Genomic DNA, 23683 nt, shown 5'->3' with positions numbered 1-23683 from the left:
ATTTGTCGAATTATCTGTTTCCGAATGGGTTCGAATCGTCTATAATAGAGCATGGAGAAGTGCTTATTAAAACGCTAAGCGATGAAGGAGCGACACCATGTTTCAAACTTTGCGGTCAAAGCTGTTTGTCTTCTTCGTACTTGTTGCCTTTCTGCCGATGATTGTCATCGGCATCATCGGTTATTATTCACAAAAAGAAGAACTGACAGATCAACTCGAAACATCTTTGGCGATTCAAACAGGCAGTCTGCAGACAGAACTGACACATTTTTTAGAAGAGCGTTATCGAGATACAGCTTATTTAGCCGAAAACCCTGTCCTGCGCGACAGCGATGCTGACATGTTAGAAAAAAGAGAAGAAGTGTACACGTTTCTCTCAAGTTATGATATGTATTTTGATGCGCTGCTCCTCACCCCCGACGGCGAGGTCGAGCTGGATACTGATAATGAAATGATCGGCCGGGATCTCAGTGATCGCGAGTGGTTTACTGACACACTGACAGGTAATATCGCCATGTCAGATTTGAATTATTCGAACATTATCGATGAACCGGTGTTTGTCCTTGGAGCGCCGGTCTATAATGACGATGATGAATTAATCCATGTCATTTCCCCGTCATTTGATCTTGAAGAAATGCAAAAACGGCTCAGCGAATACGTTGCCGAGCATGATGAAAGCGATTTGGGCGGCTACGGCTTCATTTTGAATGAAGAGGGACAGGTTATTTCTCACCCGGAAACCGAACGTATTCTCGAGACGAATTACTTTGAAGAAAAAAATACCTCACAAGAAGAAATCGATCGGTATGCCGCCGACAACAATACGGTCAGACCCGTCGGCGACGAAGTTCACGGTTTTGAAAAAATCGACAATGTCGCCGGCTTTGATCATGAATGGTATGTCGGCATTGCGGTCGATGAAGCGGAAATGTTCAGCGCACTCAATGATTTACTCATCCGTTATCTATTGATCTTCGGCGCCGTTTTGCTCGGGTTAACGTTTGCTGTTTACAAGCTGTCGAATTATCTCGTCCGTCCGCTGCAGCAGCTCGTGACGAAATCGCAGCGCTATGCCGAAGGGCACCGTGATGTGTATGAATATGACGAAGCTTACGAAGAAGCCAATCAGCTCAATGCGGCCTTTGATGATATGCTCGTCAAACTGGATCAACGCGAACAAATGGATCGCAAATCCACCCGGGTGTTGGCGTCAACCGATAACGGCGTACTGGCAATCGACCGTAAAACCGGCGGAATCACTCTGTTCAACCGCATGTGCGGCGAACTGTTTGAACTGGAGCACACAGAGGTGATCGGCGAGTATTATGACGACATGGCGAAACTCTCGCCAAACTTGCGGTGCTTTTTCGAGCAGACCGGGATCAGCAGCATGCTTTCTTCTTCAGCCGATCTGCGCGCGCAATTTGAAGTGCACTGCCGATTTGGCAAAGAAGAGCGGGTCTTTTTTATCAGCACCTCCTACTTAGCCAGTCCGGAACATGAGGATGTAAACGACGAAGTGCTGATCGTTTTTAACGATTTGACCGAAAAACGCAAAATGGAGAGCGAACTGATCCGTTCCGAAAAACTGAAAATGATCGGTGAAATGTCGGCCGGATTTGCTCACGAAATCCGCAATCCGCTTACGACTGTTAGAGGAATGCTGCAAATGATGCAGGAAGAAGCAGCCGATCCGCAGCAGCATGTACCGTTAATGCTCGGGGAAATCGATCGGGTACAGACGATTATGAATCAGCTGATGAACATTGCCAATCCGGAACGGTTTGCTGAAGATCAAGACGAACCGGGAGATGTCGAAGCAATTATTGAAGATATGCTCTTGCTTTACGAAACGGGCTTGGAACGAAGGGGCATAACGATTGAGACATTTTTTGACCGTCACTTGCCGCTTCCGGATGTCAGTGCCAATAAACTGAAGCAAGTGTTTATGAATTTGATTCAAAACGCGATTGAAGCAATGCCTGACGGCGGGCGTCTGCACGTGCATACCGGCAGAGAAGAGAGCTCATCCGGGGAGAGCGATTTAGTAACGGTGAAAATAACCGACAACGGTCAAGGCATGACAGAAGAGACGGTTAAGAAAATCGGGACGCCGTTTTTTACGACAAAAGAACAGGGGAACGGACTCGGTTTGGCGACGAGTTATCGGATTGTCGAAGACCTCGGCGGCAAGATCGACGTTCAGTCAGTTCCCGAGCGCGGCACGACCTTTACGATTACAATTCCTGCAGCAAAAACGACCGTGTACTCAGGATAAAGATGACAGCTGGCGAAGCCCGGAAAATCCGGGCTTCGTTTTATTTTTCGGTATTTTCATGATACATTTAATGGATAACACGACTGAAGGAGCTGATGATAAATGAAACGAGCGATCGTAGCCGGTGCCACGGGATTGGTCGGGACGAGACTTGTAAAAGAACTGCTGTCGGCCGGGACGTACGATGAGGTCCACTTGCTGACACGCCGGAGAACGATTTTTCACAAAGAACCGACCGTCGTCGAGCACCTTGTATCATTCGATCATCTTGAAGAGGCGGAATCGGTATTTCAGCCGGGTGATGACGTGTTTGTGACACTTGGTACGACGATGAAGCAAGCCGGTTCGCAAGAAAAATTTATCGATGTCGACTATCACTATCCGCGAAAGATCGCCGAGTTTGCCGCTGCGCATGAGGCGGGGGCATTTTTGATTATTACAGCGATGGGCGCGGACCGCGGATCACGGTTTTTTTATAATATCGTCAAAGGCAGTCTCGAAGATACGCTGATGCAGACCGGTTTGAACTCGCTCCATATTTTCCGTCCTTCTTTACTCGTCGGGGTCAGACACGACACGCGACCCGGCGAAAAAGCAGCTGAATGGATCGGCCGGCCGCTGGCTCCGCTTTTGCGCGGCAAGTGGGAGAAATACAAACCTGTCCACGCGAAAGATGTCGCGCTCGCGATGCAGGCGGCAGCCGGTGTCGAGCGGACGGGCATTCACATTTATGAATCCGATGATATTCAGCGAATCGCGCAGGCAGTCAAGTAACTGACAATACAGGCGTATGCTATTTTTAAGGGGGTAATTGTTTGACGAAGAGATATGCGGAAGTGTGGGATCTTGGATCGATTTTTGCCGGAGGAACGAGCGGTTCGCCGGCGTTTCAGCAGCACTTGCGTGAAACAAAAGAAGCGGTGAGCGGATTGGAACAGGCTGTCGAGGATGTTAAAAAAGCCGGCGATGAACGAAGCGAAACGTGGGCCGGGTTGTTGGTCCGCGCTCAGGAAATCGGCAAGTATGTCCGTGAAGCGAGCGCATTTGTCAGCTGCCTGACAGCTCAGAATGTGAAAGATGAAGAAGCGAAAATTCTTTCCGGCGAAGTTAAAGCGATTTCGGCAGCGTATCAAACGGTAATGACAGCGATTGACGAACAGCTGCTGGCGTTTACTGATGAACAGTGGCAAGCACTGACATCCGAGCCGGCAATGGCGGAGATCAGCTATAATCTCAATGAACGGCGGGAGCGGGCCGAAGAGAAGCTTCCGGCCGATAAAGAGCAATTGATCCAACAGCTCTCGGTTGACGGGTATCAAGCCTGGGGCGATATGTATAATGAGATCGTCGGCCGCATGAGCGTGCCGATTGATGAAGACGGGCAAACAAAGCACTTGTCGGTCGGGCAGGCAGCGAATAAGCTGTCAGATCCCGCGCGCGATACACGTGAGCATGTTTTTCAACGGCTTGAAGAAACATGGGGAAAAGAAACCGATTTGTTCGCGAATACGCTCAATCATTTGGCCGGTTTTCGCTTAACGACGTATGAAGCACGCGGGTGGAGCGACGTGCTCTATGAACCCTTGACTATTAACCGCATGCAGAGCGAAACACTCGATGTCATGTGGGAGACGATTACGGAAAATAAACCGGCGTTTACGGCCTATTTAGAACGAAAGGCGGCGCTTCTCGGTGTCGACCAGCTTGCGATGCACGATATCAGCGCACCGCTTACGGATGCCTCACGGATGATCCCGTTCGATGACGCTGCTGATCTGATCGTGACGCAATTTCGGAAATTCAGTCCGAAAATGGCTGATTTTGCCCAGCATGCATTTGATCATGCCTGGATCGAAGCGGAAGACCGCGACGGCAAACGTCCGGGCGGGTTTTGTACAACCTTTCCGCTGAAAGAAGAATCGCGGATTTTTATGACGTACGACGGTTCGGCTTCCAATGTCGCTACGCTTGCGCATGAGTTAGGACACGCCTACCATCAGATGGTGATGAATGATTTGCCGCAAATGGCGCAAAAGTATGCGATGAATGTGGCCGAAACCGCCTCGACCTTTGCGGAGATGATCGTTGCCGATGCGGCCGTAAAACAAGCAGAAACAGCCGAAGAAAAAATACAGCTGCTCGATAACAAGTTGAATCGCAGCATCGCGTTCTTTATGAATATTCACGCGCGTTTTTTGTTTGAGACACGGTTTTACGAGGAACGCAAACAAGGGATTGTCCGCGAAGAGCGGCTGAACGAACTGATGACAAAAGCACAGAAAGAGGCTTACTGTGAGATGCTCTCGGACTATTCGCCGACATTTTGGGCATCGAAACTTCATTTCCATATTACAGCGGTTCCGTTTTACAATTTTCCGTATACGTTCGGGTATTTATTCAGTATGGGGATTTACCGCAGAGCAGCCGAAGAAGGCGCCGCGTTTGAAAATAGCTACATCGATTTACTGCGGGATACAGGACGGATGCAAGTCGAGGATCTTGCGGCTAAACACCTTGATGCCGATTTGACCGGGAAAGAGTTTTGGCAACAGGCGATCGATTTTGTCAAAGAAGACGTCGATACTTTCATGGCCATGACAGCGGAGAAAGCCGCGCATAACTAAACGGCTTTTGTAAGAAAGGAGCAAAAATGAACGAAATATCTAGCGACCTCGTTTTGCAAAAAATGAGGGAAGCATTAAACCAGCTTGAAAACGCCGTTGAACAAGGCGAAGACACGACGGAATCCGCCCAGGCGTTAAAAACGTACAGTGAACTGATGATCGAGGCAGGCAAAAGCCGGGGAGCGCGTCAGCAGAAAGCCGCACCGCCCGTCCAGCACGCGCAAATTTCCGATCTCGAAAAGAAACCGGCAAGTCCTGAGGGCGGTCATAAACAAACGGTTCAAAAAGAACGTCCGCCGATTTACGATCACGGCGATGAACCAGAAAGCGACAGTTTGCTCGATTTTTAAACGTACAAAACCCGGAGCGCTTGATCAGCTGAACTCCGGGTTTTGCCATTCTACAATGACACCGTAATGGCACGATTCTTCATCATCGAGGTAATCGGCGAGGACGTGTTTGATTTCCAGTCCTTGCAGGAGCATAAAGGTCAGCACTTCATCATTTAATTCGCCGTTTTTCACTTTCTCGACGTACTCCTCAGCGGTAAGTTCATCGGCGTATTTATGGTACCCGGGGATGCGCGATCCGGCAATATAGCGCTTTAACCCGTACGATTTCACCAGCTGTTTCCGTGCTTCGTAAAGAGCTTTCGCGACACCGGTTCCGCGAAATTTCGGGCGGACGCAGAGATCAATGCCGTAAAGCGTGTCTCCCCCGGGTTTATGTGATCCGCGGATATAGCCTTCGTCGGCGACATCGTCCCATGTATGTTTTTTCCCGTTATAGCGGATAATCAACGACGTGGCCGAGCCGGCTGCTTCGCCGTCGACCTCAGCGATCATCGCTCCGGCAGGGAAAGCTTCGGTATGAGCCGCGATTTGCGCCCGGTTCCACAAGAGATCTTCGGGAAACGGCGGCGGGAAAGCTTCTTTCTGGATTTCGAGCAGTTCATCAAAGTCTTCGATTTTATACGGACGGACAGTGATATCGGTCATAGAGTCACCTGCTTTCAGCGGATGTATAGTGCTTTGATTATATGAGAATACCCCGCTGAAATGCAAAGATTATTTGCTGGTTATTCCGGAAAATACGTTATTGTGCAGTTTTGACAAAAATCAATCGGCTGCGGAAACAAAGAAGCAAACGAATTTGGTCAGATGCCTCTGATAACTTTAGTATGGTACGCTGAAACGGAGAAAACAATGAAGATCAACGAAGGAGGAGAACGATGAAACTGTTTTTAATCATCGCCAGTGTTTTTGGGTTTTTATTTGTTGCGATCGGCGCGTTTGGCGCGCATGCCCTCAGCGAGCGGCTTGCTGAAACCGGGCGCACGGAGACATTCGAAACAGGCGTGCTCTATCACATGATACATACGGTCGCGATTTTAGCCGTCGCGATTTTGACGCGCTACTTATCGGCGACCGGCCTTCTTTACGGCGCGGGCTGGGCCTTTACGGCCGGGATTATTATTTTTTCCGGCAGTCTGTATGCGCTCAGTTTGACAGGTATTCGCGTATTCGGCGCGATTACGCCGATCGGCGGCGCCGCCTTTCTCGCCGGCTGGGTGCTGATTTTTATCGCCGCGGTAAACGAATAAAAAAACAGTTCGGCATTGGCCGGACTGTTTCAGATTGTAGACAAATTATTATTTTGACGTAAGCCACGCAGCCGCTAACCTCCGCTTGCCCCGGGCAAGGACTCAGCTAGTATTCGGCGGTATGAGACCGCCGAATCCGGATCTTCGTCTCTTGCTTTCCCGGAGGCGTCGGAGGAGTGGATGCGTGGCTTTCTTTATTATGAATACCTCGATTTAAAGAAAGAGGATGACCCAGCATCCCGGCTTTTTCCTGCGGGATAGCGAGACAGACGAGACCCTGCAGGGCAAGCCCGAAGCGGCTCGGCGCTCGCCCGCGGAAAGAAGCCGGACGATGCGTAGTCATCCGTTCCTTTTAATAGGACATCTATCGATGTCATGACTTTGTCAACACTCTAAAACGGTCCGGCATTTGCCGGACCGTTTCAAAGCAAGTTAGACGTGAAAGAAAGACGGAATGGTTTCTTTTTCCATGCGGATGCCGACATAGAAGGAACCGAAGTCGCCGTAACGCGCGCTGACCTCGTCAAAACGCATTTCATACACGAGTTTTTTAAACTGCAGCACGTCGTGGGCAAACAAAGTGACGCCCCATTCCCAATCATCGAAACCGACAGAACCGCTGATAATTTGCTTCACTTTCCCCGCATAGCTGCGGCCGATCATCCCGTGACTGCGCATCATTTCCTGGCGGTCTTCCATGTTCAGCATGTACCAGTTGTCCTCGCCGTCGCGGCGTTTATCCATCGGATAGAAGCAAACGTACTGCCATTTCGGCAGGATCGGTTTTAAACGGGCCTGAATTTCCGGGTCTTCGTTCGGATCTTTGTCGGAAGGCAGGTAATTGCTCAATTCGACGACAGACACATACGAATAAACCGGGATCGTAAATTCAGCCAGGCGCGATTTATTGAAAATGTTTTCGATTTCGTGCAACTCATCCATCGTCGGACGCAAAAGCATCATCATGAAATCGGCTTTTTGTCCGACGATCGAAAACAAGCCGTGGCTGCCCTCGAGGTTCCCTTCTGTTTCTTCCAAAGAAGAGATCATATTCGAAAATTCACTGATGATTGATTCGCGTTCGTGCGGGCTGAGCTGTTTCCAAGCCGCCCAGTCCATCTTACGAAAGTCGTGCATTACATACCAACCGTCTAACGTTTTTGCCGGTTCTGCCATTATTATCACTCCGTTTCAGTCTATGTGATGTGGTAATGTTATATTTTAACCATGTTCCATTGTACTAAAATCAGCATAAAAACAAAAACCGGGCGTCTTATCGGCGTTCGGTAAGGTTGTAGACAAACGATTATTTTGACGTAAGCCACGCAGCCACTACCCTCCGCTTGCCCCGGGCAAGGACTCAGCTAGGATTCGGCGGTATCAGACCGCCGAATCCGGATCTTCGTCTCTTGCTTTCCCGGAGGCGTCGGAGGAGTGGATGCTTGGCTTTCTTTATTATGAATACCTCGATTCAAAGAAGGAGGATGACCCAGCATCCCGGCTTTTTCCTGCGGGATAGCGAGACAGACGAGACCCTGCAGGGCAAGCCCGAAGCGGCTCGGCGCTCGCCCGCGGAAAGAAGCCGGACGATGCGTAGTCATCCGTTCCTTTTAATAAGACATCGATCGATGTCATGACTTTGTCAATACTCTAAAGCCAGTATCGCTAGATACTGGCTTTTTTCAAGGAGTCGAACAAAAAAATTTTTACCATTGCGCCATAAATGATGACATGTCTGTGCTTTCCGGACACAAACACAATGTAATTATACCTCGAATTTTACAGAAAAAGTATGTCGGTTTTGTGAATATATTCCCGGGTCATTGATCACTTTTTCAAAAACGTACTGACGGCCTCTATATGCTGCTCCGATTTCCCTGCCACGCGCTGGCCGGACGTTTCCGCTTCGAGCACGTCTTGTAATGATCCGCTCATGCCGAATTTCATGTTTTGTTTCATCAGCCCGTAAGCCGGTACCGGCATCAGTTTTAATTGTTCAATCAGTTCAGACGGTTCGCCGATGCCGTTGACAAGCCCGAGATGATAGGCTTCCTCGCCGCTGAAATGTTTGCCTGTGCCAAGTTCCAGCGCTTTGGCGAGGCCGACGATCCGCGGGAGAAAATACGAAGCGCCGGCATCGGGTGTTAAGCCGATTTGCATAAACGACAAAGCGAGCTTTGCGTCGTAGACGGCGTAGCGAAAGTCGCAGGCAAGCGCAAGGCTGAGCCCGGCGCCGACGGCCGTTCCGTTAATAAAAGCGACTGTCGGTTTCGTGATTTCCTCCATTAACAACAGCAGCCGGTTGTACGTGCGCTCCAGATAATCGCCGTGATCAAAAGTTTCCATATCTTCGACGGGAATGCTTTTGAGATCAGCTCCGCTCGAAAACGATCCGGCGGTGCCGGTTAGCATAATCACCGACACCTCATCATCAATCGATGCTTTGCGAAACGCTTCGTACAATTCTTTGTGCATCGTCTCGTTGATCGCATTTTTCACATCCGTTCGCATCATCTGAATTTTTGCGACGCGGTCTTCCACTTGATAATGAATGGTTTCCATCAGCGGTTGCCTCCTTTTTCGGTTATAACGCTCGGGCCAGTACGGTCCCGTCATAGATTGCTTTTTTTGCATCAAGGCCGAGCGCGTCTTTCGCTCCCCCGATTACGTGAACAATTTTTCCTTTTTGTTCCAAAACCTCGGCAAGCGACCGATTCACGAGCTGGCCGGCAGCGAGAATAATTTGCTCTGCTTCCAGTGTCGCTGTTTCCCCTTTGCGCGTAAATGTAACCGACGAATCGTCCATCGATTGATAGGACTCGATCTCCCCGATCATATTTACGCCGATTTGTTTCAGTTCCATGATCGTTGCCCAGCGCGTTGTCTTGCCGATCCCGCGGGCAAAGGAACGGTTTCGCTGCAGCATGCTGATCGACTTTGTGCCGCGTTCATGCATAAATAACGATAGATCGCAGGCAATCCCGCCGCCGCCGATGATAATCGCGCTTTTCGCCGGTGTGACAACACCGTCGAAAATACCGCGATAAGAATGAACGTGCGGATGATCTGAACCGGGGATATCCGGAACGCGCGGAACAATGCCTGTCGCGATCACAATTTCATCGGCTTCGTCGACGAGCGGATCGTTTGGCGTTAAGGATTGACCGAGCTGTACGTCGACGCCGTGCTTTTCCAGCTGCACGCGGAAATAACGAATCGTCTCGTAAAATTCTTCTTTGCCGGGAATTCGCTTTGAATAATTCAGCTGCCCGCCCAGTTCATCACGCTCGTCAATCAGGGTGACTTTATGCCCCCGTTCGGCTGCGACCCGGGCCGTTTCAAGTCCGGCGGGACCGGCGCCGACAACGACAATATGCTTTTTCTCTGCATTGGACACTGCCGGCATCGTAAAGTCAATCTCTCTGCCGGCTTCCGGATTGACGAGGCATGATGCCGGCTTCAGCTCAAATACATGGTCGAGACACGCCTGGTTGCAAGCGATGCATGTGTTAATGTCCTCGAACCTTCCGTCGCGTCCTTTTGTGACAATATCCGGGTCGGCGAGAAACGGGCGCGCCATCGACACGAGCGAACAGCGGCCGTTTTTTAAAATGTCCTCTGCATCGCGCGGATCGTTAATCCGGTTGGAAGCGACGACTGGGACATCGACGGTGCCGGCGATCGTTTCGGCAACAGGAACGAAATGTTTGCGCGGGACTTTCATCGAAATCGTCGGGGTTTTCGACTCGTGCCAGCCGATACCGACGTTTAAAATGTCTGCGCCGGCGTTTACGAGCTCTTGCGCCCAAATCAGCGTCTCCTCTTCGGTCGTGCTGCCGTCGATTAAATCGGTGCCTGACATGCGAAACAGCACAGGGAAATCCTCACCGACAGCTTCTCGGACCGCCCGGGTAATATCGAGCGAGAAGCGCATGCGATTTTCCAAAGTTCCGCCCCAGCGATCGGTGCGGTGATTGGTCACCGGAGACATGAACTGATTGATTAAATAGCCTTCCGATCCCATAATTTCAACAGCGTCGAACCCGGCGTCTTTCGCGCGTTTCGCTCCGCCGGCAAAATCACGGATCGTTCGTTCGACTTGGTCATCTGTCAGTTCCGCGGGAATATCCGGGTTAATCGGCGACTGCAGCGGGGACGGCGCAACCGGATCGATTCCGGTTAAATCTTTGTACGCATAGCGGCCGGCGTGGAACAGCTGCAGGGCAATCGCTCCGCCCGCTTCGTGCACACCGTCTGTCAGCGGGCGCCAACGGTTGATGTCTTCCTCTTCGTAAATCGTCATAAAATCAACTCCGCCGCTTCCTTCCGGATTGACAGCAGCGCCGCCGGTGACGATCAGACCGACGTCTTGGGAAGCGCGGCGTTTATAAAATTCCGTCAAGCGTTCAATCCCGCGCTCCATTCCTTCAAGACCGACGTGCATCGAGCCCATAATCACCCGGGTTTTAAAGGTGAAATTGCGGACGTTCAGCGGTTCATACAGTGCATCGCATGGCATAGTTTTTCCCCCTTCATCACTTTTACAATCGCGCGGCCAAAAATGAGTGATTATTCATTCATTCATTATACGGGAAGGGTGTCAAATTATTCAAGCATAGATATTGACTGTTCTGAAAATTAAAACTTCGTTCGTTCTTAAGCGAAACAATTTATTTTTGCTTGTAAAAACGGTATGGTAGCAATAGTGAGCAAAAAAAGGAGGATGTCCTGTGAGCGATATGTTCGTATCTATAGCAAAAAAAGTAAAAGAGAGCAAACCGGCGATAGTATTCCCGGAAGGAATGGATGAACGCATCCTTGAAGCCGCCGGCCGCTTAAAAAATGAACAGGTGATTGAACCGGTCATTGTCGGCCGGGAAGAGGAAATAAAGAAAAAAGCAAAAGATTTTGATCTCGATGTCTCAGAGTTGACTGTTTACGACCCGGAGACGTACGACCGTTTCGATGAACTTGTCGACGCGTTTGTTGAACGCCGCAAAGGGAAGAATACGAAAGAAGAAGCGGCGGAGATTTTAAAAACGCCGAATTATTTCGGCACGATGCTCGTATACAGCGGAATCGCATCCGGACTCGTCAGCGGTGCAGCTCATGCAACCGGCGACACCGTCCGGCCTGCGCTGCAGATTATTAAAACGAAAGAGGGCGTGCAAAAAACGTCCGGCGCTTTTGTGATGGTCAAAGAGGACGAGCGTTTCATTATGGGGGACTGCGCGATCAATATTAACCCGGATGAAAACGACATGGCTGAAACGGCTGTCGAAGCAGCGAAAACAGCGCGCGTGTTCGACATCGATCCAAAAGTCGCGATGCTGAGCTTTTCCACGAAAGGATCAGCGAAAAGTCCGGAAACAGAAAAGGTCGTCGAAGCAACCAAGATTGCGCAAGAAAAAGCGCCGGAAGTTCCGATCGACGGGGAATTTCAATTTGACGCTGCCTTTGTTCCGGACGTGGCGATGAAAAAAGCACCGGATTCGCCGCTCAAAGGCGAAGCGAATACGTTTATTTTCCCGAGCCTTGAAGCAGGCAATATCGGTTATAAAATCGCCCAGCGCCTCGGCGGTTATGAAGCGATCGGCCCGATTTTGCAAGGGCTGAATAAGCCGGTGAATGATTTGTCGCGCGGCTGTAATGTAGAAGATGTGTATAAGCTTTCTCTCATAACAGCAATGCAAAGCTTGACGGACTGAGTTTACTGCGATTTCGTAATCATCACCGCAGTTCGCGATTTCCTGCGTCACCAAAACTAAGGAGTTATTTTTAATGCCGAATGAATTAATCTGGCTCATTTTCGCCGTCTTCAATTTCTCGATGCTGCTCGTGTTTTACCGGCTGTTTGGGAAAACCGGGCTGTTCGTCTGGATCGGTTTTGCGACGGTCCTTGCGAACATGCAGGTACTGAAGACGGTCGAGCTGTTTACGTTAACCGCAACGCTTGGAAATATAATGTACGGAACAGTCTTTTTGGCGACGGATATATTGAATGAAAAACACGGCAAACAGCAAGCGCGCAAAGCCGTGTTTTTCGGCTTTGCCTCGCTTTTGACTGCGACGATCATCATGCAAGGCGTTCTTTGGTTTGAACCGCATGCTGAAGACCTCGCGCATCCGCATTTAGCGGAAATTTTTGCAATGATGCCGCAAGTGGTCATCGGCAGTTTGCTGGCGTTTTTAATCGGTCAGTTATGCGACGTGCAAATATACGCCTTTTTTAAAAAAATCTGGAGCAAGCCGTCGCAGCTGTGGATGCGCAACACGTTCAGCACAGCAATCAGTCAATTCATCGACACGGTGATCTTTTGTTCGATCGCGTTTTACGGCTGGTATCCGCTGGACGTTTGGCTGGAGATTTTACTGACGACGTACGTGATTAAATTTATCGTTTCTGTGATCGATACACCGTTTATTTACATCGCCCGCTGGCTCAATCCGCGGGATTGAGCTGGCAAAAGGAGAAGCGCTATGCCCCGCAAATGGAAGTTCACGCTGTTGATCGCCGGATTGTTTATGATGAATTTTATGGTCATTACGATTTATCAAACTGCTGATTCAAGTTCGGCAGATGCGGAAGAACCGATTCACGAATACAAACAAGAAGAGCTCGAGGGAGAATTTCGGCAAAATGATCTGCTCGATGCCCGTCAATACGACAATTACTACCTCGCTTTGTTCGATCACGGCGAAGAGGTGACGATCGCCGGGTTTCAAAACGGCATCTTCGGCTGGATACATGATACGGAGAAAGTTGTCGATCGAGACGGCCCGGAATTTATTCATCATGAACGCGCGAGTTTGTATTACGGAGTGATCCCGGAAAATGACAGCGGCACCCCTGAATTGGCCGGAAACGAAACGGATGTTGTCGACCTTTCCGATGAGAGCGCCGTCTGGATTTATTACGATGAGGATCCGGGCGAATCCGCTTATACGCCGGAAGATATAATATGGAACTAAAAAACACACCGCAGCGAAGTACTCTTCCTGCGGTGTGTTTTTATTCCGGCTGACTGGACATATACTGCTGATAAAAATGCTTTGAAGCAGATTGTTTCCGTTCGCCTTTCATATTGTACTGGTTTTGATCCGCTGAATGCAGCAATTCTGCTACATTTTCTGCGGATGCAATCGTTGAAAAACCGAAGCTGATCCCAAGATCTTTTTCATGAGCAAAAGCATTTTTCTCGTAGGCGGTGCGGACATTTTCAAGCCGGCGCAGAAGTTCATCTAGTTCACCGCAAAATACAATCGCAAACTCATCTCCGCCCCAGCGGCTCAGCATATGTTCAGCTTCGGGAAATTGCTGCTGCAATATATCCGCGAACGATTTCAACACCCGGTCGCCGGCAGCATGACCGTAACAATCATTAATCAGTTTAAAATCGTCGAGGTCGATTAAGACGAGGTAACCGTCGCGGCCCGGTGATTGGATAATATCATCGATGTATTGATTGAAAAGACGACGGTTGAAAAGCCCGGTTAAGTCATCGCGGTGCGCATAATAGGCGAGTTTTGATGTTGCCTGTTCATAATCTTTCGCAAAGCGCCAAATAATCGCTGCCGACACGAGTAAAATCAGCGGCACTTGAATGATCCGGTCGATAAATTGCGTGTCAGCCGGGTAGACGGAGAAAAGCTCCGGTGCCGTGTATTCGAGCGTGTGGAGGCCTAAAAAAACTGCTATTAACAGCAAAACAAAAAACCAGCGCTTCCAGCTGCGGAATAAATACGTGATGCATATGAGCGTCAAATAGACATAACCGAGGCCGTTGTTCGCCGCTCCGCCCGATTCGAGATAAGCATAGGGGAAAAACGCGATGATCAAAAAAAGAAAAAAGGCAAACATCACTCGTTCAGTATAGCGCTTCTTTGCTGCGAAGAAAGCGATCGAGCTGATCAAGATAAGCAAAAGCCATTTAACGTTGACTGCCGCCGGAAAGGTACCGGCTATATTGCCGGCGATGTTGATCGAGGATAAAACGATAATCATCGCGAGAATCGAGTAAAATAACCGCAACTGTAAAGAGTCAACCATAATACTCATCCCTTCCCCATACTCACGTATGTCTTTTACTCTATTTTACAGTGGATCGGGAAGAAAAGATAGTTCTAAAGACCGTATGACCGAGATAAGTTTTCGGACTCACTTAAATTCCATTTAATTGAACTTGTCAATTTGTCAAAGTGCCGCGCAATTAAGCGAGCGACAGTTTTTCGTTGCGCTCAATGATCCGCTGCAGCTGCGCATCGTAAATCGGTTCGTGCACAGCATTTAATTTGTAGGCCGAAAGGTTTCCGCTGAATTGATGAATTCGGTTTAAGATCCGTTCACTGATGCCGGCGTTCGTCAGCGGTTGCCCGGTAATCTCCTCTAATGAAGCCATGCGCTCAGGCTGAATGTGCGGATAGGAAAAATTCGCTTGTTTGTCGGCGACTGCCTTGCTGTAAAAGCTGCGGATCAATTCCGCCCGTTCGGCGCCGCTGCCGTTTACGGCAAGGTATATTTGCACAGCAATGCCGCCGCGGACGCGCCGCTGGGAAATGCCGGCGAACTTCTGTCCGTGAACGCTTAAATCATAACGCCCCGGGCAATACGATTCTTTGATTTCCCCGTCCGCAATTTTGCCCTCAAGCTCAGGAAAAACAGCACGGATTAATTCGACTTGCAGCTCATAGCCGCGCTCAATCGTTAACAGCCGGTTCTCCGGGAAAATCAGCGACAAGTTGTAAATCCCGGGGTCGAGCACGACAGCGAGTCCGCCGGAATTGCGGACAATCACGTCATACCCGGCTTCTTGTAAAAAACCGATGCCGTCGTAAATGTGCGGCAGGCGGCTGTCCTGGATCCCGAGCACAACCGTGTTGTCGTGCACCCAAGCACGGGCAAAGCCGGTGCTTTCGTATGTGCCGGCAAGGCGGCAAAGCGTATCATCCATCGCGAATGAATGCAGGGCGCGGAGATGTTTGCCGCTTTCGGTCTCATCGAGCCAATACCATTGGTTTTGATATAATTCAGCTGTGTTCATCGTTATTTAACCTCGCGATCGTCATCATAATGCAGACAGATTATAGCACAACGCCGGCGGACTTGCAGGAATGATGAACAAATTGATTGCAATAAAGGGGCAATTCATTATAGAATACGTTGGAACGAAACTGATAAAGGATGTGGTGAACCATGGCAAATAAATTTGCGATTTGTGACGATTGCCAGGCCACTAAAATAAAATCGCTTCTGCCGAGGCTGAAAAAAATCGATCCGGACGCGGAGATTGATATCGGCTGTCAATCTTACTGCGGACCCGGCCGGAAAAAATCATTTGCTTTTGTGAATGACCGGGCGATTTCTGCTTTAGACGAGGATGAACTCGTTAAAAAAGTTGAGAAAAAAGTGAACAAAACACCTGCCGGCAACTCCCGCTGACGATCGCGAGCAAACACCTCTAAGCGCTGCTGAAACAACACATTTGTTTCGGCAGCGTTTTTGCTTGTTTTTGCTGAACAATCGCCGCTGTTTTTCAGCACGGGTGTTTAGTATAATGGGGAGCAGATTGCGGAGCGGAAAAGAGGAGGATGCAGCGATGCCACGGCCTGACGGGAAACTGAATGAAGAGAAAGTGTTCAAAGATCCGGTGCACCGTTATATTCATGTGCGGGATGAATTGATCTGGGATTTGATCGGGACGCGGGAATTTCAGCGTCTCAGAAGGATCCGTCAGCTCGGGACAACGTTTATGACGTTTCACGGAGCAGAACATACGCGGTTTAATCATTCGCTCGGCGTATACGAAATTATGCGGCGGATGATCGTCAATTTGGAAGAAGAAGATACGTGGGACCCGGATGAACGGCTTGTTTGTTTGGCGGCGGCGCTTTTGCATGACGTCGGCCACGGACCGTTTTCCCACTCGTTTGAAAAAGTCTTTCATATGGACCATGAAAAATGGACGCGGGAAATCATTACCGGTGATACCGAAGTCAACGCCGTATTACAGCGGATGGGAGCAGATTTCCCGGAAAAAGTCGCCGATGTGATTGCGAAAACGTATGACAATAAACTGATTGTCAGTTTAATTTCGAGTCAAATCGACGCGGATCGGATGGATTATTTGCTCCGCGACGCTTTTTACACCGGTGTCAGCTACGGGCAGTTTGATATGGAGCGGATTCTTCGCGTCATGCGTGCAAATGAAGATCAAGCTGTTTTTAAGCACAGCGGTATGCACGCCGTTGAAGATTACATTATGAGCCGTTATCAAATGTATTGGCAAGTGTATTTTCACCCCGTCACGCGAAGCGCCGAAGTGATTCTCAGTAAAATTTTGCATCGCGCGCGGGAACTGATGGCTGAAGGTTATACGTTTAAAACCGAACCTGATCGGCTGTTAAGCATTTTCAGTGAAAGCCCGGCCCTGCATGATTATTTAAAGCTCGATGAGTCGGTTGTGATGTTTTATTTTCAAGAATGGGAAGAAGAAGAAGACCCGATTTTAAGCGATTTGTGCCGCCGGTTTATGCACCGGCGCCTGTTTAAGTACGTCGAATGCGATCCGAGCGAGCAGATGCTGATTTGGCCTGAGCTCCAGCAGCTGTTTCGTACGATCGGCGTTGACCCGGATTATTACCTTGTGATCGACTCGTCTTCTGATTTACCGTATGACTTTTACCGGCCGGGAGAAAAAGATGAACGGCTGCCGATTCATTTGCTGATGCCGGACGGGGAATTGCGCGAGCTTTCGCGCGAATCGGATGTTGTCGAGGCGATTTCCGGAAAAAAACGGACCGATCACAAGCTTTATTTTCCGAAAGATATTTTGCTCGATGAGTCTTCGTTTCCAGAAGAAAAACAGCGTATCCGCGCATTGCTGATGAAACAGGAGGGGGAATACTATGCTACGTGAACATGCAAAACTCCTGCGGTTGATGCAACAAACCGGCGAAATTGTCGGACGCAAAAAACTGCAAAAAATGGTCTATATCGCACAGCAGCTCGAGCTTCCGTTTACGGAAAAGTTTCAATATCACGTGTACGGGCCGTATTCAGAAGAACTGACGCTTCGTGTTGAAGAAGTGTGCGCACTGAACTTTGTCGAGGAGATTAAAGAAGAGAAGGCGAGTTATACGCAGTACCGCTATCAGCTGGATGGCCGCGGGGAAGAATTTTTGGCGCAGGCAGACCCGGAAGCGGCGGATGCCGAGACATTCGCCCGGTTCGCGGCGGATTTAAATCAGCAGACAGCGAGGTTTCTTGAACTCGTTTCAACGATTTTTTATTTTTCCGAGATGGAAAAACCGGATGTGGCGCTAAAAATCCGCAAATTGAAGGCGAAGCAAAATTACAGCGACGAAGAAATCGACAGCGCCTACGAGTACATCGCGCATTTACAGCACGTGCTCGGTTCATAGTTGATAACCTGACGTGATCACTGCGGAAGCAGAGGTTGGCGGCTGCAACGCACCAAGCAAAAATAATCGTTTGTCTGCAAAGACAAACGATTATTTTAATGTCAGCCATGAATCCACTGCCCTCCGCTTGCCCCGGGCAAGGACTCAGCTAGTATTCGGCGGCCTCGGACCGCCGAATCCGGATCTTCGTCTCTTGCTTTCCCGGAGGCGTCGGAGGAGTGGATGCATGGCTTCCTTTATTATGAAGACACTCGCTTTAAAAAAGAGGATGACCCAGCATCCCGGCTTTCTCCCGCGGAAAGAAGCCGGGATGCTGGGTCATCCGTTCCTGTAAACATGACGTCAATGGATGTCACCATTTTGCTTTTTATGTTTTGTCGCTCATTCGTTCGCCGGCAATGCCAAAGTGAGCCGGTTCCATTTCATCAATCACAACAGACACCCGTTCAGCCGGTGCGCCTGTGGATTCAGTCACGGCATCGGTCACTTTTTTCACCAGGTCGCGTTTTTGCTCGTCAGTCCGCCCTTCAAGCATTTTTACGTTTACAATCGGCATGATGATCTCTCCTTTTTGAATTAGTTGCAGCTCAAGGTACAGTTTCCACACCGGTTCACTGAATTCCTGCAAAAATGTGATCTCAGCATCACATTATGCAAGAAATCCGCACAGTATGATAAACTGACAGAAAGAATCGATCACAGAAAGGCAGGGTCCGATCATGAATGAAGAAGAGCAAAAGAAAAATGATAAAATAAAGTCAATGATGGGCGGCGGCAAAAAAGGCCAGGGTTTCAATATATTATCGAGCGACTCAACGGACGGTCACGGCGGTTACGGAGCGGGAACAATCACGTTAAACAATATGTCTCCGGTATTTATCGACGTTGACGAAGGCGATGCATTCGTTGACATGGGCGCGCTTCATGCCCGCAGTGCTGTTGAGAAAGGAATTAAATTTAAACCGACGAAAGAAGAAGCGCCTGACGGCCGGCCTTTTTGGCTTGTCTGGGTCAATACCGATCACGTTGAAGGGGGTCCCGCTTATGCCGGCGTCGCGGCTTGTGAAATGACGGTAAACCGGGAAACGCGCCGCGGTTATAAGAGCTTGCCGGAGCATGTAAACAATATGGATAAAGCGCTGAAAGGCAAAGTCATCGTCGAGCATATGGACGACCGGTCAAAAGATATCCTGCGCGACTATTTGGCAAATTTCGACCCGGAAATGTGGGAACGGGCCAGCGACGAATTAAAATCCGGCTTGGCGACGTCATAACACTGTTGCACCGGATGAAAGATTTTTGTAAACTGAACAGAGATGAATGAAATGGCAGACACAAGAAAAACGAAGGGCCCGTTCGGGCGACCTTCGTTTCTTTTGTGAATAACGGGTTTGAGGTGATCGATTTGGGTATTTGGTTTACGGAAAAACAAACCGCGCATTTCGGCATTACAGCTGAAATTTTGCAAACGTATGTCAGTGAACAGACGGCCTATCAAAAACTGGATATGGTCGAGACCGCGGAATTCGGCAATATGCTTTTGTTAGATGATATGGTGATGACGACCGAGCGCGATGAATTTGTTTACCACGAAATGGTGACACACGTGCCTTTAAACAGCCATCCGAACCCCGAGCACGTGCTCGTAGTGGGCGGCGGCGACGGCGGAGCGATTCGCGAAATTTTAAAACATCCGGAAGTGATGAGTGCGACGCTTGTTGAAATCGACGGCCAAGTCGTCGAATACTCGAAGCAGTATTTGCCGACGATTGCCGGTGCGCTGGACGACCCGCGGGTGACAGTGGAAATTGCCGACGGCTTTATGCATATCGCCGAAAGCGAAAATCGATACGACGTTATTATGGTCGATTCTACCGAGCCGGTCGGACCGGCTGTGAACTTGTTTACGAAAGGATTTTACGAAGGAATTAAAAACGCCTTGAAAGAAGACGGTCTGTTCGTGGCGCAGACGGATAACCCGTGGTTTCAGCCGGAGCTGATTCATCAGGCTCACCGCGATATTTCGGCAACCTTTCCGATCACAAAAGTATATACGTGCAACATTCCGACGTATCCGAGCGGACTTTGGACCTTTACGCTCGGTTCGAAGCGTTATGATCCGCTTCAAGTTGACGAAAGCCGGATGAAGCGGGCGATCGATACAAAGTATTATACAGCCGATCTTCACCGCGCGTGCTTTGCGCTTCCGAAATTTGTTGATGATTTAACGCAAACAACACAGGAGGAAAACTGATGGCTTTTTTTGATGAAGGGTATTCCGGGCGGAAATTTATTATGGCAGATAAATCTTATGACGACGCAGCCGTTGTGCTTTTCGGCATGCCGATGGACTGGACGGCGAGTTTTCGTCCCGGTTCCCGTTTCGGCCCGAACCGGATCCGCGAAGCGTCGATCGGGTTGGAGGAGTACAGCCTTGATTTGGACCGTCATCTTGAGGACGTGCCTGTTCATGACAGAGGCGATATGCTGTTGCCTTTCGGCAATGCCGCGCGGAGCATCGAGATGATCGGAGCCTGGGCAGATCAGTTATTTGCTGACGGGAAATGGCCGATCGGTCTCGGCGGTGAACACCTTGTCAGCTGGCCGCTGATTCGCTCCGCAGCTGCACACTTTAACGATTTAGCGGTGATTCATATCGACGCGCACGCAGATTTGCGCGAAGAGTACGAAGGCGAGGTGCTCTCGCATTCAACCCCGATCCGAAAAACGTGTGAACGGATCGGCCCGGAAAATGTCTATTCGTTCGGGATCCGCTCGGGAATGCAAGAAGAGTTTGCGTATGCGAAAAGATCCGGTATGACGATGCATGTGCATGACGTTCTCGAGCCGCTTCAATCCGTCCTGCCCGAACTCGCCGGTCGGCCGGTGTATGTAACGATTGACATCGATGTGCTTGATCCGGCCTTTGCGCCCGGTACCGGAACGCCTGAGGCGGGCGGGATTTCCTCCCGCGAATTGCTCGCATCGATTCGCGAAATTGCCCGTTCCAAGGTAAATGTCATCGGCTGCGATCTTGTTGAGACGCTCCCTGCTTATGATCAAGCTGAAATAACCGCCGTGTCAGCGAGCAAATGTGTGCGCGAGATGCTTCTCGGGTTTCGTCCCTGATGACCGCACGCTTTGCTTGCTTTTTCTACGCGCGCGTAAGTTTTCCGGCGGAAAGCTTGAACGAAAAGGGGCGAATCCGTTATAATAACAGGGTTATGATTTGAACGGCAATGAAGGAGGCGGACTGATGGCACCTGCAGGGAATTCGGTCGCGATCGAAATGAATACAACGATTACCGACGGGGAACGCCGCGAAACGCATGAGATGAATGCAGAGGGCATGCTGTACCGCAGGGGAGGCATGACGGTGATTCGTTTTGAAGAGCCGAAAGATGACCCGGCGGATGACATCACGCTGCAGACAGTCAAACTCTCCGGAGCAGAATTGAGCGTGAACCGTAAAGGTCACATAGCGATGAAACAGCGATTTGTCGAAGGATTGGAAACAGAAGGATCTTATCACAGCCCTTACGGCAAAATAGCGATGCAGACAGAAACCCATGAAGTCAATTATGCATGGGATGAAATGCGGCGTCACGGTTATTTTGAATTGCGTTATACCTTGTCTGTTCAAGGGGATACCGTCGGGGAATACCATCTATATGCATCCTTAAAGGAGGTTTAAGCGGTGAACCAGGTAGAACAATTAAAAGAAACGTTAAAAACGGAACTGATCCAAGCGGTCGTCAGAGCGGAGCTTGCTGACGAAGCAGCGGTGCCTGATGTTGTGATTGAGACACCGAAAGAAAAGGCGCACGGCGATTTTGCGACAAATTTGGCGATGCAGCTGGCCAGTGTGGCGAAAAAAGCGCCGAAAATGATTGCGGAGGATATTGTCGCCCATTTGGATTACAGTGCAGCCGGAGTCGATAAAATCGACGTAGCCGGGCCCGGATTCATTAATTTTTTCATGAAGAAAGCGTATTTAACAGATATTGTAATGACCGTGCTTGATTTACAGGAACGCTTCGGTGAAACGACTGCCGGCGAGGGGAAAAAAGTTCAAGTAGAGTTTGTTTCAGCGAATCCGACCGGAACGCTGCACCTCGGGCATGCCCGCGGCGCAGCTGTCGGCGATTCCTTATGTAACGTGCTGGCAAAAGCCGGCTACGATGTCTCGCGCGAGTATTATATTAACGACGGAGGCAACCAGATTGATAATTTAACCTACTCGCTGGAAGCACGCTACTTGCAGGAGCTGGGCCTTGACTGGCCGATGCCGGAAGACGGTTACCAAGGCGAAGACATTAAGGTGATCGCTGAAGAGCTGACAGCCGCTTACGGCGACCGCTTTAAAGACGTTGACAATGAAGCGCGACGAGCGTTTTTGCGCGAGTTTGGTTTGAAGCGGATGATCGATAAATTGAAAGCCGACCTCGCGGATTTCCGCGTTCATTTTGACAGCTGGTTCTCGGAATCATCGTTATATGAAAACGGGAAAATAGAGGATGTCCTCAAGCAGCTTGATGAGAATGATAAAACGTATGATGCGGACGGGGCAACGTGGTTTAAGTCTTCTGAGTACGGCGATGATAAAGACCGTGTACTTGTGAAAAACGACGGAACGTACACGTATTTAACGCCGGATATCGCTTATCACCGTGACAAATTCAGCCGCGGTTTTGATGAACTGATTAATATTTGGGGCGCGGATCATCACGGATATATTCCGCGCATGAAAGCGGCGGTTCAAGCTCTCGGCTATCAAGAAGATCAGTTGAAAGTAGAAATTATTCAAATGGTGAATCTGTTTGAAAACGGCGAGAAAGTGAAGATGAGCAAACGAACCGGAAATGCGGTGACGATGCGCGATCTGATGGAAGAGGTCGGGATCGATGCGACGCGCTATTTCTTTGCGATGCGCGCGCCGGATACGCATTTAGATTTTGACCTCGGGTTGGCGAAATCCGAGTCAAACGAGAATCCGGTTTATTATGTGCAGTACGCGCATGCCCGCCTATGCACGATGCTCCGGCAAGGAAAGGCGAAAGGAGTCGAGCCGGATCAGGCAGCAAACCTGGAATTGCTGATTTCGGAAAAAGAGCAGGACTTGATGAAAAAAGTCGGCGAATTTCCGGAAGTCGTCACAGACAGCGCGAATAAACGCGCGCCGCACCGGATAACAAACTACGTCTACGAGTTGGCTCAAGCGCTGCACAGTTTTTACAACGCGCACAAAGTGCTGACCGACGACGAAGAATTGTCACGCGCGCGCATCACGCTGGTCGAAGCTGTGCGGATCACGTTGAAAAATGCGCTCGACCTCGTCGGGGTTGATGCACCGGAAAAAATGTAAACTAACAAACGGCCTTCGCTGAACGATCCGGCGGAGGCTTTTTCATCGCTCTGATCCTGGCCGTTTCGTCCTTGTCAAAAAATTTGCCAAACCCTCTAGATGTACGTACCTCTTTCTGGTAGGATATAGGGTGTAGAGGTTAGACATCTTGCCAATGTAAAGGGTTACGAATATATTGATTATAAAGAAGGTGAAAGCATGCAAGAGGTATTATTAGCACTGTTAGCCGGTGCGATTGTCGGCTTTTTATTTGGTATTATTAAGCTTCCGATCCCGGCTCCGCCGGCGCTCGCAGGTGTGATGGGGATTTTCGGCGTATACTTGGGTTACCAGCTCTTTCATTACGTCTCGACGAACTTTTTCAGTTAAAAAAACCACCGTCCGCGCTATTA

At 49.6% G+C, this 23683-nt stretch carries 26 protein-coding genes; 17 read left to right on the top strand and 9 right to left on the bottom strand.

The genetic code is table 11. The annotated features are described in order from the left end of the window. Nucleotides 1-97: 97 nt before the first annotated feature. From EDD67_RS02450 to EDD67_RS02435, 4 genes are all read left to right on the top strand, one after another. On the top strand, nt 98-2278 hold the full coding sequence (locus EDD67_RS02450; RefSeq protein WP_121440426.1) for a sensor histidine kinase: 2181 nt from the start codon (nt 98-100) through the stop codon (nt 2276-2278). A 102-nt stretch (nt 2279-2380) separates the two neighbouring features. Continuing rightward, nucleotides 2381-3052 (top strand): NAD-dependent epimerase/dehydratase family protein, encoded by a 672-nt coding sequence (locus tag EDD67_RS02445; protein ID WP_121440425.1) that lies wholly within the window; start codon nt 2381-2383, stop codon nt 3050-3052. A gap of 41 nt (nt 3053-3093) precedes the next feature. Then, on the top strand, nt 3094-4902 hold the full coding sequence (locus tag EDD67_RS02440; protein WP_121440424.1) for a M3 family oligoendopeptidase: 1809 nt from the start codon (nt 3094-3096) through the stop codon (nt 4900-4902). Nucleotides 4903-4928: 26 nt separating this feature from the next. After that, nucleotides 4929-5252 (top strand): DUF5327 family protein, encoded by a 324-nt coding sequence (locus tag EDD67_RS02435; RefSeq protein ID WP_121440423.1) that lies wholly within the window; start codon nt 4929-4931, stop codon nt 5250-5252. 24 nt (nt 5253-5276) lie between these two features. On the opposite strand, the gene EDD67_RS02430 is transcribed toward EDD67_RS02435, so the two are convergent. Next, a complete protein-coding gene (locus EDD67_RS02430) occupies nt 5277-5900 on the bottom strand; it encodes a GNAT family N-acetyltransferase (RefSeq protein WP_121440422.1) in 624 nt (207 codons plus the stop codon). Between the two features lie 233 nt (nt 5901-6133). On the opposite strand from EDD67_RS02430, the gene EDD67_RS02425 reads away from it, so the two are divergent. After that, nucleotides 6134-6505, top strand: coding sequence for a DUF423 domain-containing protein (locus tag EDD67_RS02425; protein WP_121440421.1), 372 nt, complete (start codon nt 6134-6136; stop codon nt 6503-6505). A 106-nt stretch (nt 6506-6611) separates the two neighbouring features. Here the strand turns inward: EDD67_RS02425 and EDD67_RS02420 are convergent, their stop codons facing one another. The 5 genes from EDD67_RS02420 to EDD67_RS02400 form a co-directional block, all read right to left on the bottom strand. Then, entirely contained in the window at nt 6612-6848 is a 237-nt protein-coding gene (locus EDD67_RS02420; protein WP_123875795.1) for a hypothetical protein, read from the bottom strand. An 89-nt stretch (nt 6849-6937) separates the two neighbouring features. Continuing rightward, entirely contained in the window at nt 6938-7681 is a 744-nt protein-coding gene (gene hemQ, locus EDD67_RS02415; RefSeq protein WP_121440420.1) for a hydrogen peroxide-dependent heme synthase, read from the bottom strand. A 188-nt stretch (nt 7682-7869) separates the two neighbouring features. Next, on the bottom strand, nt 7870-8106 hold the full coding sequence (locus EDD67_RS02410; protein ID WP_123875794.1) for a hypothetical protein: 237 nt from the start codon (nt 8104-8106) through the stop codon (nt 7870-7872). 226 nt (nt 8107-8332) lie between these two features. Further along, nucleotides 8333-9067 carry an enoyl-CoA hydratase/isomerase family protein gene (locus tag EDD67_RS02405; protein WP_121440419.1) on the bottom strand — a complete coding sequence of 245 codons (735 nt, stop codon included), beginning with the start codon at nt 9065-9067 and terminating at the stop codon, nt 8333-8335. 22 nt (nt 9068-9089) lie between these two features. Continuing rightward, nucleotides 9090-11024, bottom strand: a complete 1935-nt coding sequence (locus tag EDD67_RS02400; protein WP_121440418.1) for an FAD-dependent oxidoreductase — start codon at nt 11022-11024, stop codon at nt 9090-9092. A gap of 211 nt (nt 11025-11235) precedes the next feature. Between EDD67_RS02400 and pta the strand changes: the two genes are divergently transcribed. The 3 genes from pta to EDD67_RS02385 all read left to right on the top strand — a co-directional run bounded on the left by pta (nt 11236) and on the right by EDD67_RS02385 (nt 13477). Next, nucleotides 11236-12213: a phosphate acetyltransferase gene (gene pta, locus EDD67_RS02395; RefSeq protein ID WP_121440417.1), complete on the top strand. Its 978-nt coding sequence runs from the start codon at nt 11236-11238 to the stop codon at nt 12211-12213. A gap of 73 nt (nt 12214-12286) precedes the next feature. After that, nucleotides 12287-12964, top strand: coding sequence for a queuosine precursor transporter (locus EDD67_RS02390; protein ID WP_121440416.1), 678 nt, complete (start codon nt 12287-12289; stop codon nt 12962-12964). A 21-nt stretch (nt 12965-12985) separates the two neighbouring features. Next, nucleotides 12986-13477 carry a hypothetical protein gene (locus EDD67_RS02385; RefSeq protein WP_121440415.1) on the top strand — a complete coding sequence of 164 codons (492 nt, stop codon included), beginning with the start codon at nt 12986-12988 and terminating at the stop codon, nt 13475-13477. A 40-nt stretch (nt 13478-13517) separates the two neighbouring features. Here the strand turns inward: EDD67_RS02385 and EDD67_RS02380 are convergent, their stop codons facing one another. Further along, on the bottom strand, nt 13518-14555 hold the full coding sequence (locus EDD67_RS02380) for a GGDEF domain-containing protein (protein ID WP_158638253.1): 1038 nt from the start codon (nt 14553-14555) through the stop codon (nt 13518-13520). Nucleotides 14556-14715: 160 nt separating this feature from the next. Then, nucleotides 14716-15546 carry a lipoate--protein ligase family protein gene (locus tag EDD67_RS02375; protein ID WP_121440413.1) on the bottom strand — a complete coding sequence of 277 codons (831 nt, stop codon included), beginning with the start codon at nt 15544-15546 and terminating at the stop codon, nt 14716-14718. Between the two features lie 152 nt (nt 15547-15698). On the opposite strand from EDD67_RS02375, the gene EDD67_RS02370 reads away from it, so the two are divergent. The 3 genes from EDD67_RS02370 to EDD67_RS02360 all read left to right on the top strand — a co-directional run bounded on the left by EDD67_RS02370 (nt 15699) and on the right by EDD67_RS02360 (nt 17926). Continuing rightward, nucleotides 15699-15944 carry a YuzB family protein gene (locus EDD67_RS02370; protein WP_093072015.1) on the top strand — a complete coding sequence of 82 codons (246 nt, stop codon included), beginning with the start codon at nt 15699-15701 and terminating at the stop codon, nt 15942-15944. 157 nt (nt 15945-16101) lie between these two features. Beyond that, the gene (locus EDD67_RS02365; protein ID WP_121440412.1) at nt 16102-17421 is read left to right on the top strand and encodes an HD domain-containing protein; all 1320 of its coding nucleotides are present in this window, start codon (nt 16102-16104) and stop codon (nt 17419-17421) included. After that, the gene (locus tag EDD67_RS02360) at nt 17411-17926 is read left to right on the top strand and encodes a YwgA family protein (RefSeq protein ID WP_121440411.1); all 516 of its coding nucleotides are present in this window, start codon (nt 17411-17413) and stop codon (nt 17924-17926) included. The genes EDD67_RS02365 and EDD67_RS02360 overlap by 11 nt, the downstream gene beginning before the upstream one ends. A 367-nt stretch (nt 17927-18293) precedes the next feature. On the opposite strand, the gene EDD67_RS02355 is transcribed toward EDD67_RS02360, so the two are convergent. Further along, nucleotides 18294-18482, bottom strand: coding sequence for a 2-hydroxymuconate tautomerase (locus EDD67_RS02355; RefSeq protein WP_093072012.1), 189 nt, complete (start codon nt 18480-18482; stop codon nt 18294-18296). A 163-nt stretch (nt 18483-18645) separates the two neighbouring features. On the opposite strand from EDD67_RS02355, the gene EDD67_RS02350 reads away from it, so the two are divergent. From EDD67_RS02350 to EDD67_RS02325, 6 genes are all read left to right on the top strand, one after another. Continuing rightward, nucleotides 18646-19200, top strand: a complete 555-nt coding sequence (locus EDD67_RS02350) for a YwhD family protein (RefSeq protein WP_177169616.1) — start codon at nt 18646-18648, stop codon at nt 19198-19200. A 131-nt stretch (nt 19201-19331) separates the two neighbouring features. Beyond that, a complete protein-coding gene (gene speE / locus EDD67_RS02345; protein ID WP_121440410.1) occupies nt 19332-20180 on the top strand; it encodes a polyamine aminopropyltransferase in 849 nt (282 codons plus the stop codon). Beyond that, nucleotides 20180-21055: an agmatinase gene (speB, locus tag EDD67_RS02340; RefSeq protein WP_121440409.1), complete on the top strand. Its 876-nt coding sequence runs from the start codon at nt 20180-20182 to the stop codon at nt 21053-21055. The genes speE and speB overlap by 1 nt, the downstream gene beginning before the upstream one ends. Before the next feature lie 127 nt (nt 21056-21182). Beyond that, a complete protein-coding gene (locus EDD67_RS02335; protein ID WP_121440408.1) occupies nt 21183-21620 on the top strand; it encodes a YwiB family protein in 438 nt (145 codons plus the stop codon). Nucleotides 21621-21623: 3 nt separating this feature from the next. Continuing rightward, nucleotides 21624-23291, top strand: a complete 1668-nt coding sequence (argS, locus tag EDD67_RS02330) for an arginine--tRNA ligase (RefSeq protein ID WP_121440407.1) — start codon at nt 21624-21626, stop codon at nt 23289-23291. Between the two features lie 198 nt (nt 23292-23489). Continuing rightward, nucleotides 23490-23660 carry a XapX domain-containing protein gene (locus tag EDD67_RS02325; RefSeq protein ID WP_093072007.1) on the top strand — a complete coding sequence of 57 codons (171 nt, stop codon included), beginning with the start codon at nt 23490-23492 and terminating at the stop codon, nt 23658-23660. Nucleotides 23661-23683 lie beyond the last annotated feature (23 nt).

Origin of the sequence: Salisediminibacterium halotolerans, from assembly GCF_003814815.1 — a bacterium.
Taxonomy (GTDB): domain Bacteria; phylum Bacillota; class Bacilli; order Bacillales; family Salisediminibacteriaceae; genus Salisediminibacterium; species Salisediminibacterium halotolerans.
The sequence above is the reverse complement of the archived record's forward strand: the minus strand, read 5'-3'. Positions and strand labels throughout refer to the sequence as shown.

Excerpts from the sequence above, each read along its gene's own strand:
- EDD67_RS02450 (WP_121440426.1), top strand. The coding sequence starts at position 98 with ATGTTTCAAACTTTGCGGTCAAAGCTGTTTGTCTTCTTCGTACTTGTT.
- EDD67_RS02445 (WP_121440425.1), top strand. The coding sequence starts at position 2,381 with ATGAAACGAGCGATCGTAGCCGGTGCCACGGGATTGGTCGGGACGAGA.
- EDD67_RS02435 (WP_121440423.1), top strand. The coding sequence starts at position 4,929 with ATGAACGAAATATCTAGCGACCTCGTTTTGCAAAAAATGAGGGAAGCA.
- EDD67_RS02430 (WP_121440422.1), bottom strand. The coding sequence starts at position 5,900 with ATGACCGATATCACTGTCCGTCCGTATAAAATCGAAGACTTTGATGAA.
- EDD67_RS02425 (WP_121440421.1), top strand. The coding sequence starts at position 6,134 with ATGAAACTGTTTTTAATCATCGCCAGTGTTTTTGGGTTTTTATTTGTT.
- EDD67_RS02420 (WP_123875795.1), bottom strand. The coding sequence starts at position 6,848 with ATGACTACGCATCGTCCGGCTTCTTTCCGCGGGCGAGCGCCGAGCCGC.
- hemQ (WP_121440420.1), bottom strand. The coding sequence starts at position 7,681 with ATGGCAGAACCGGCAAAAACGTTAGACGGTTGGTATGTAATGCACGAC.
- EDD67_RS02410 (WP_123875794.1), bottom strand. The coding sequence starts at position 8,106 with ATGACTACGCATCGTCCGGCTTCTTTCCGCGGGCGAGCGCCGAGCCGC.
- EDD67_RS02405 (WP_121440419.1), bottom strand. The coding sequence starts at position 9,067 with ATGGAAACCATTCATTATCAAGTGGAAGACCGCGTCGCAAAAATTCAG.
- EDD67_RS02400 (WP_121440418.1), bottom strand. The coding sequence starts at position 11,024 with ATGCCATGCGATGCACTGTATGAACCGCTGAACGTCCGCAATTTCACC.
- EDD67_RS02390 (WP_121440416.1), top strand. The coding sequence starts at position 12,287 with ATGCCGAATGAATTAATCTGGCTCATTTTCGCCGTCTTCAATTTCTCG.
- EDD67_RS02385 (WP_121440415.1), top strand. The coding sequence starts at position 12,986 with ATGCCCCGCAAATGGAAGTTCACGCTGTTGATCGCCGGATTGTTTATG.
- EDD67_RS02380 (WP_158638253.1), bottom strand. The coding sequence starts at position 14,555 with ATGGTTGACTCTTTACAGTTGCGGTTATTTTACTCGATTCTCGCGATG.
- EDD67_RS02375 (WP_121440413.1), bottom strand. The coding sequence starts at position 15,546 with ATGAACACAGCTGAATTATATCAAAACCAATGGTATTGGCTCGATGAG.
- EDD67_RS02370 (WP_093072015.1), top strand. The coding sequence starts at position 15,699 with ATGGCAAATAAATTTGCGATTTGTGACGATTGCCAGGCCACTAAAATA.
- EDD67_RS02365 (WP_121440412.1), top strand. The coding sequence starts at position 16,102 with ATGCCACGGCCTGACGGGAAACTGAATGAAGAGAAAGTGTTCAAAGAT.
- EDD67_RS02360 (WP_121440411.1), top strand. The coding sequence starts at position 17,411 with ATGCTACGTGAACATGCAAAACTCCTGCGGTTGATGCAACAAACCGGC.
- EDD67_RS02355 (WP_093072012.1), bottom strand. The coding sequence starts at position 18,482 with ATGCCGATTGTAAACGTAAAAATGCTTGAAGGGCGGACTGACGAGCAA.
- EDD67_RS02350 (WP_177169616.1), top strand. The coding sequence starts at position 18,646 with ATGAATGAAGAAGAGCAAAAGAAAAATGATAAAATAAAGTCAATGATG.
- speB (WP_121440409.1), top strand. The coding sequence starts at position 20,180 with ATGGCTTTTTTTGATGAAGGGTATTCCGGGCGGAAATTTATTATGGCA.
- EDD67_RS02335 (WP_121440408.1), top strand. The coding sequence starts at position 21,183 with ATGGCACCTGCAGGGAATTCGGTCGCGATCGAAATGAATACAACGATT.
- EDD67_RS02325 (WP_093072007.1), top strand. The coding sequence starts at position 23,490 with ATGCAAGAGGTATTATTAGCACTGTTAGCCGGTGCGATTGTCGGCTTT.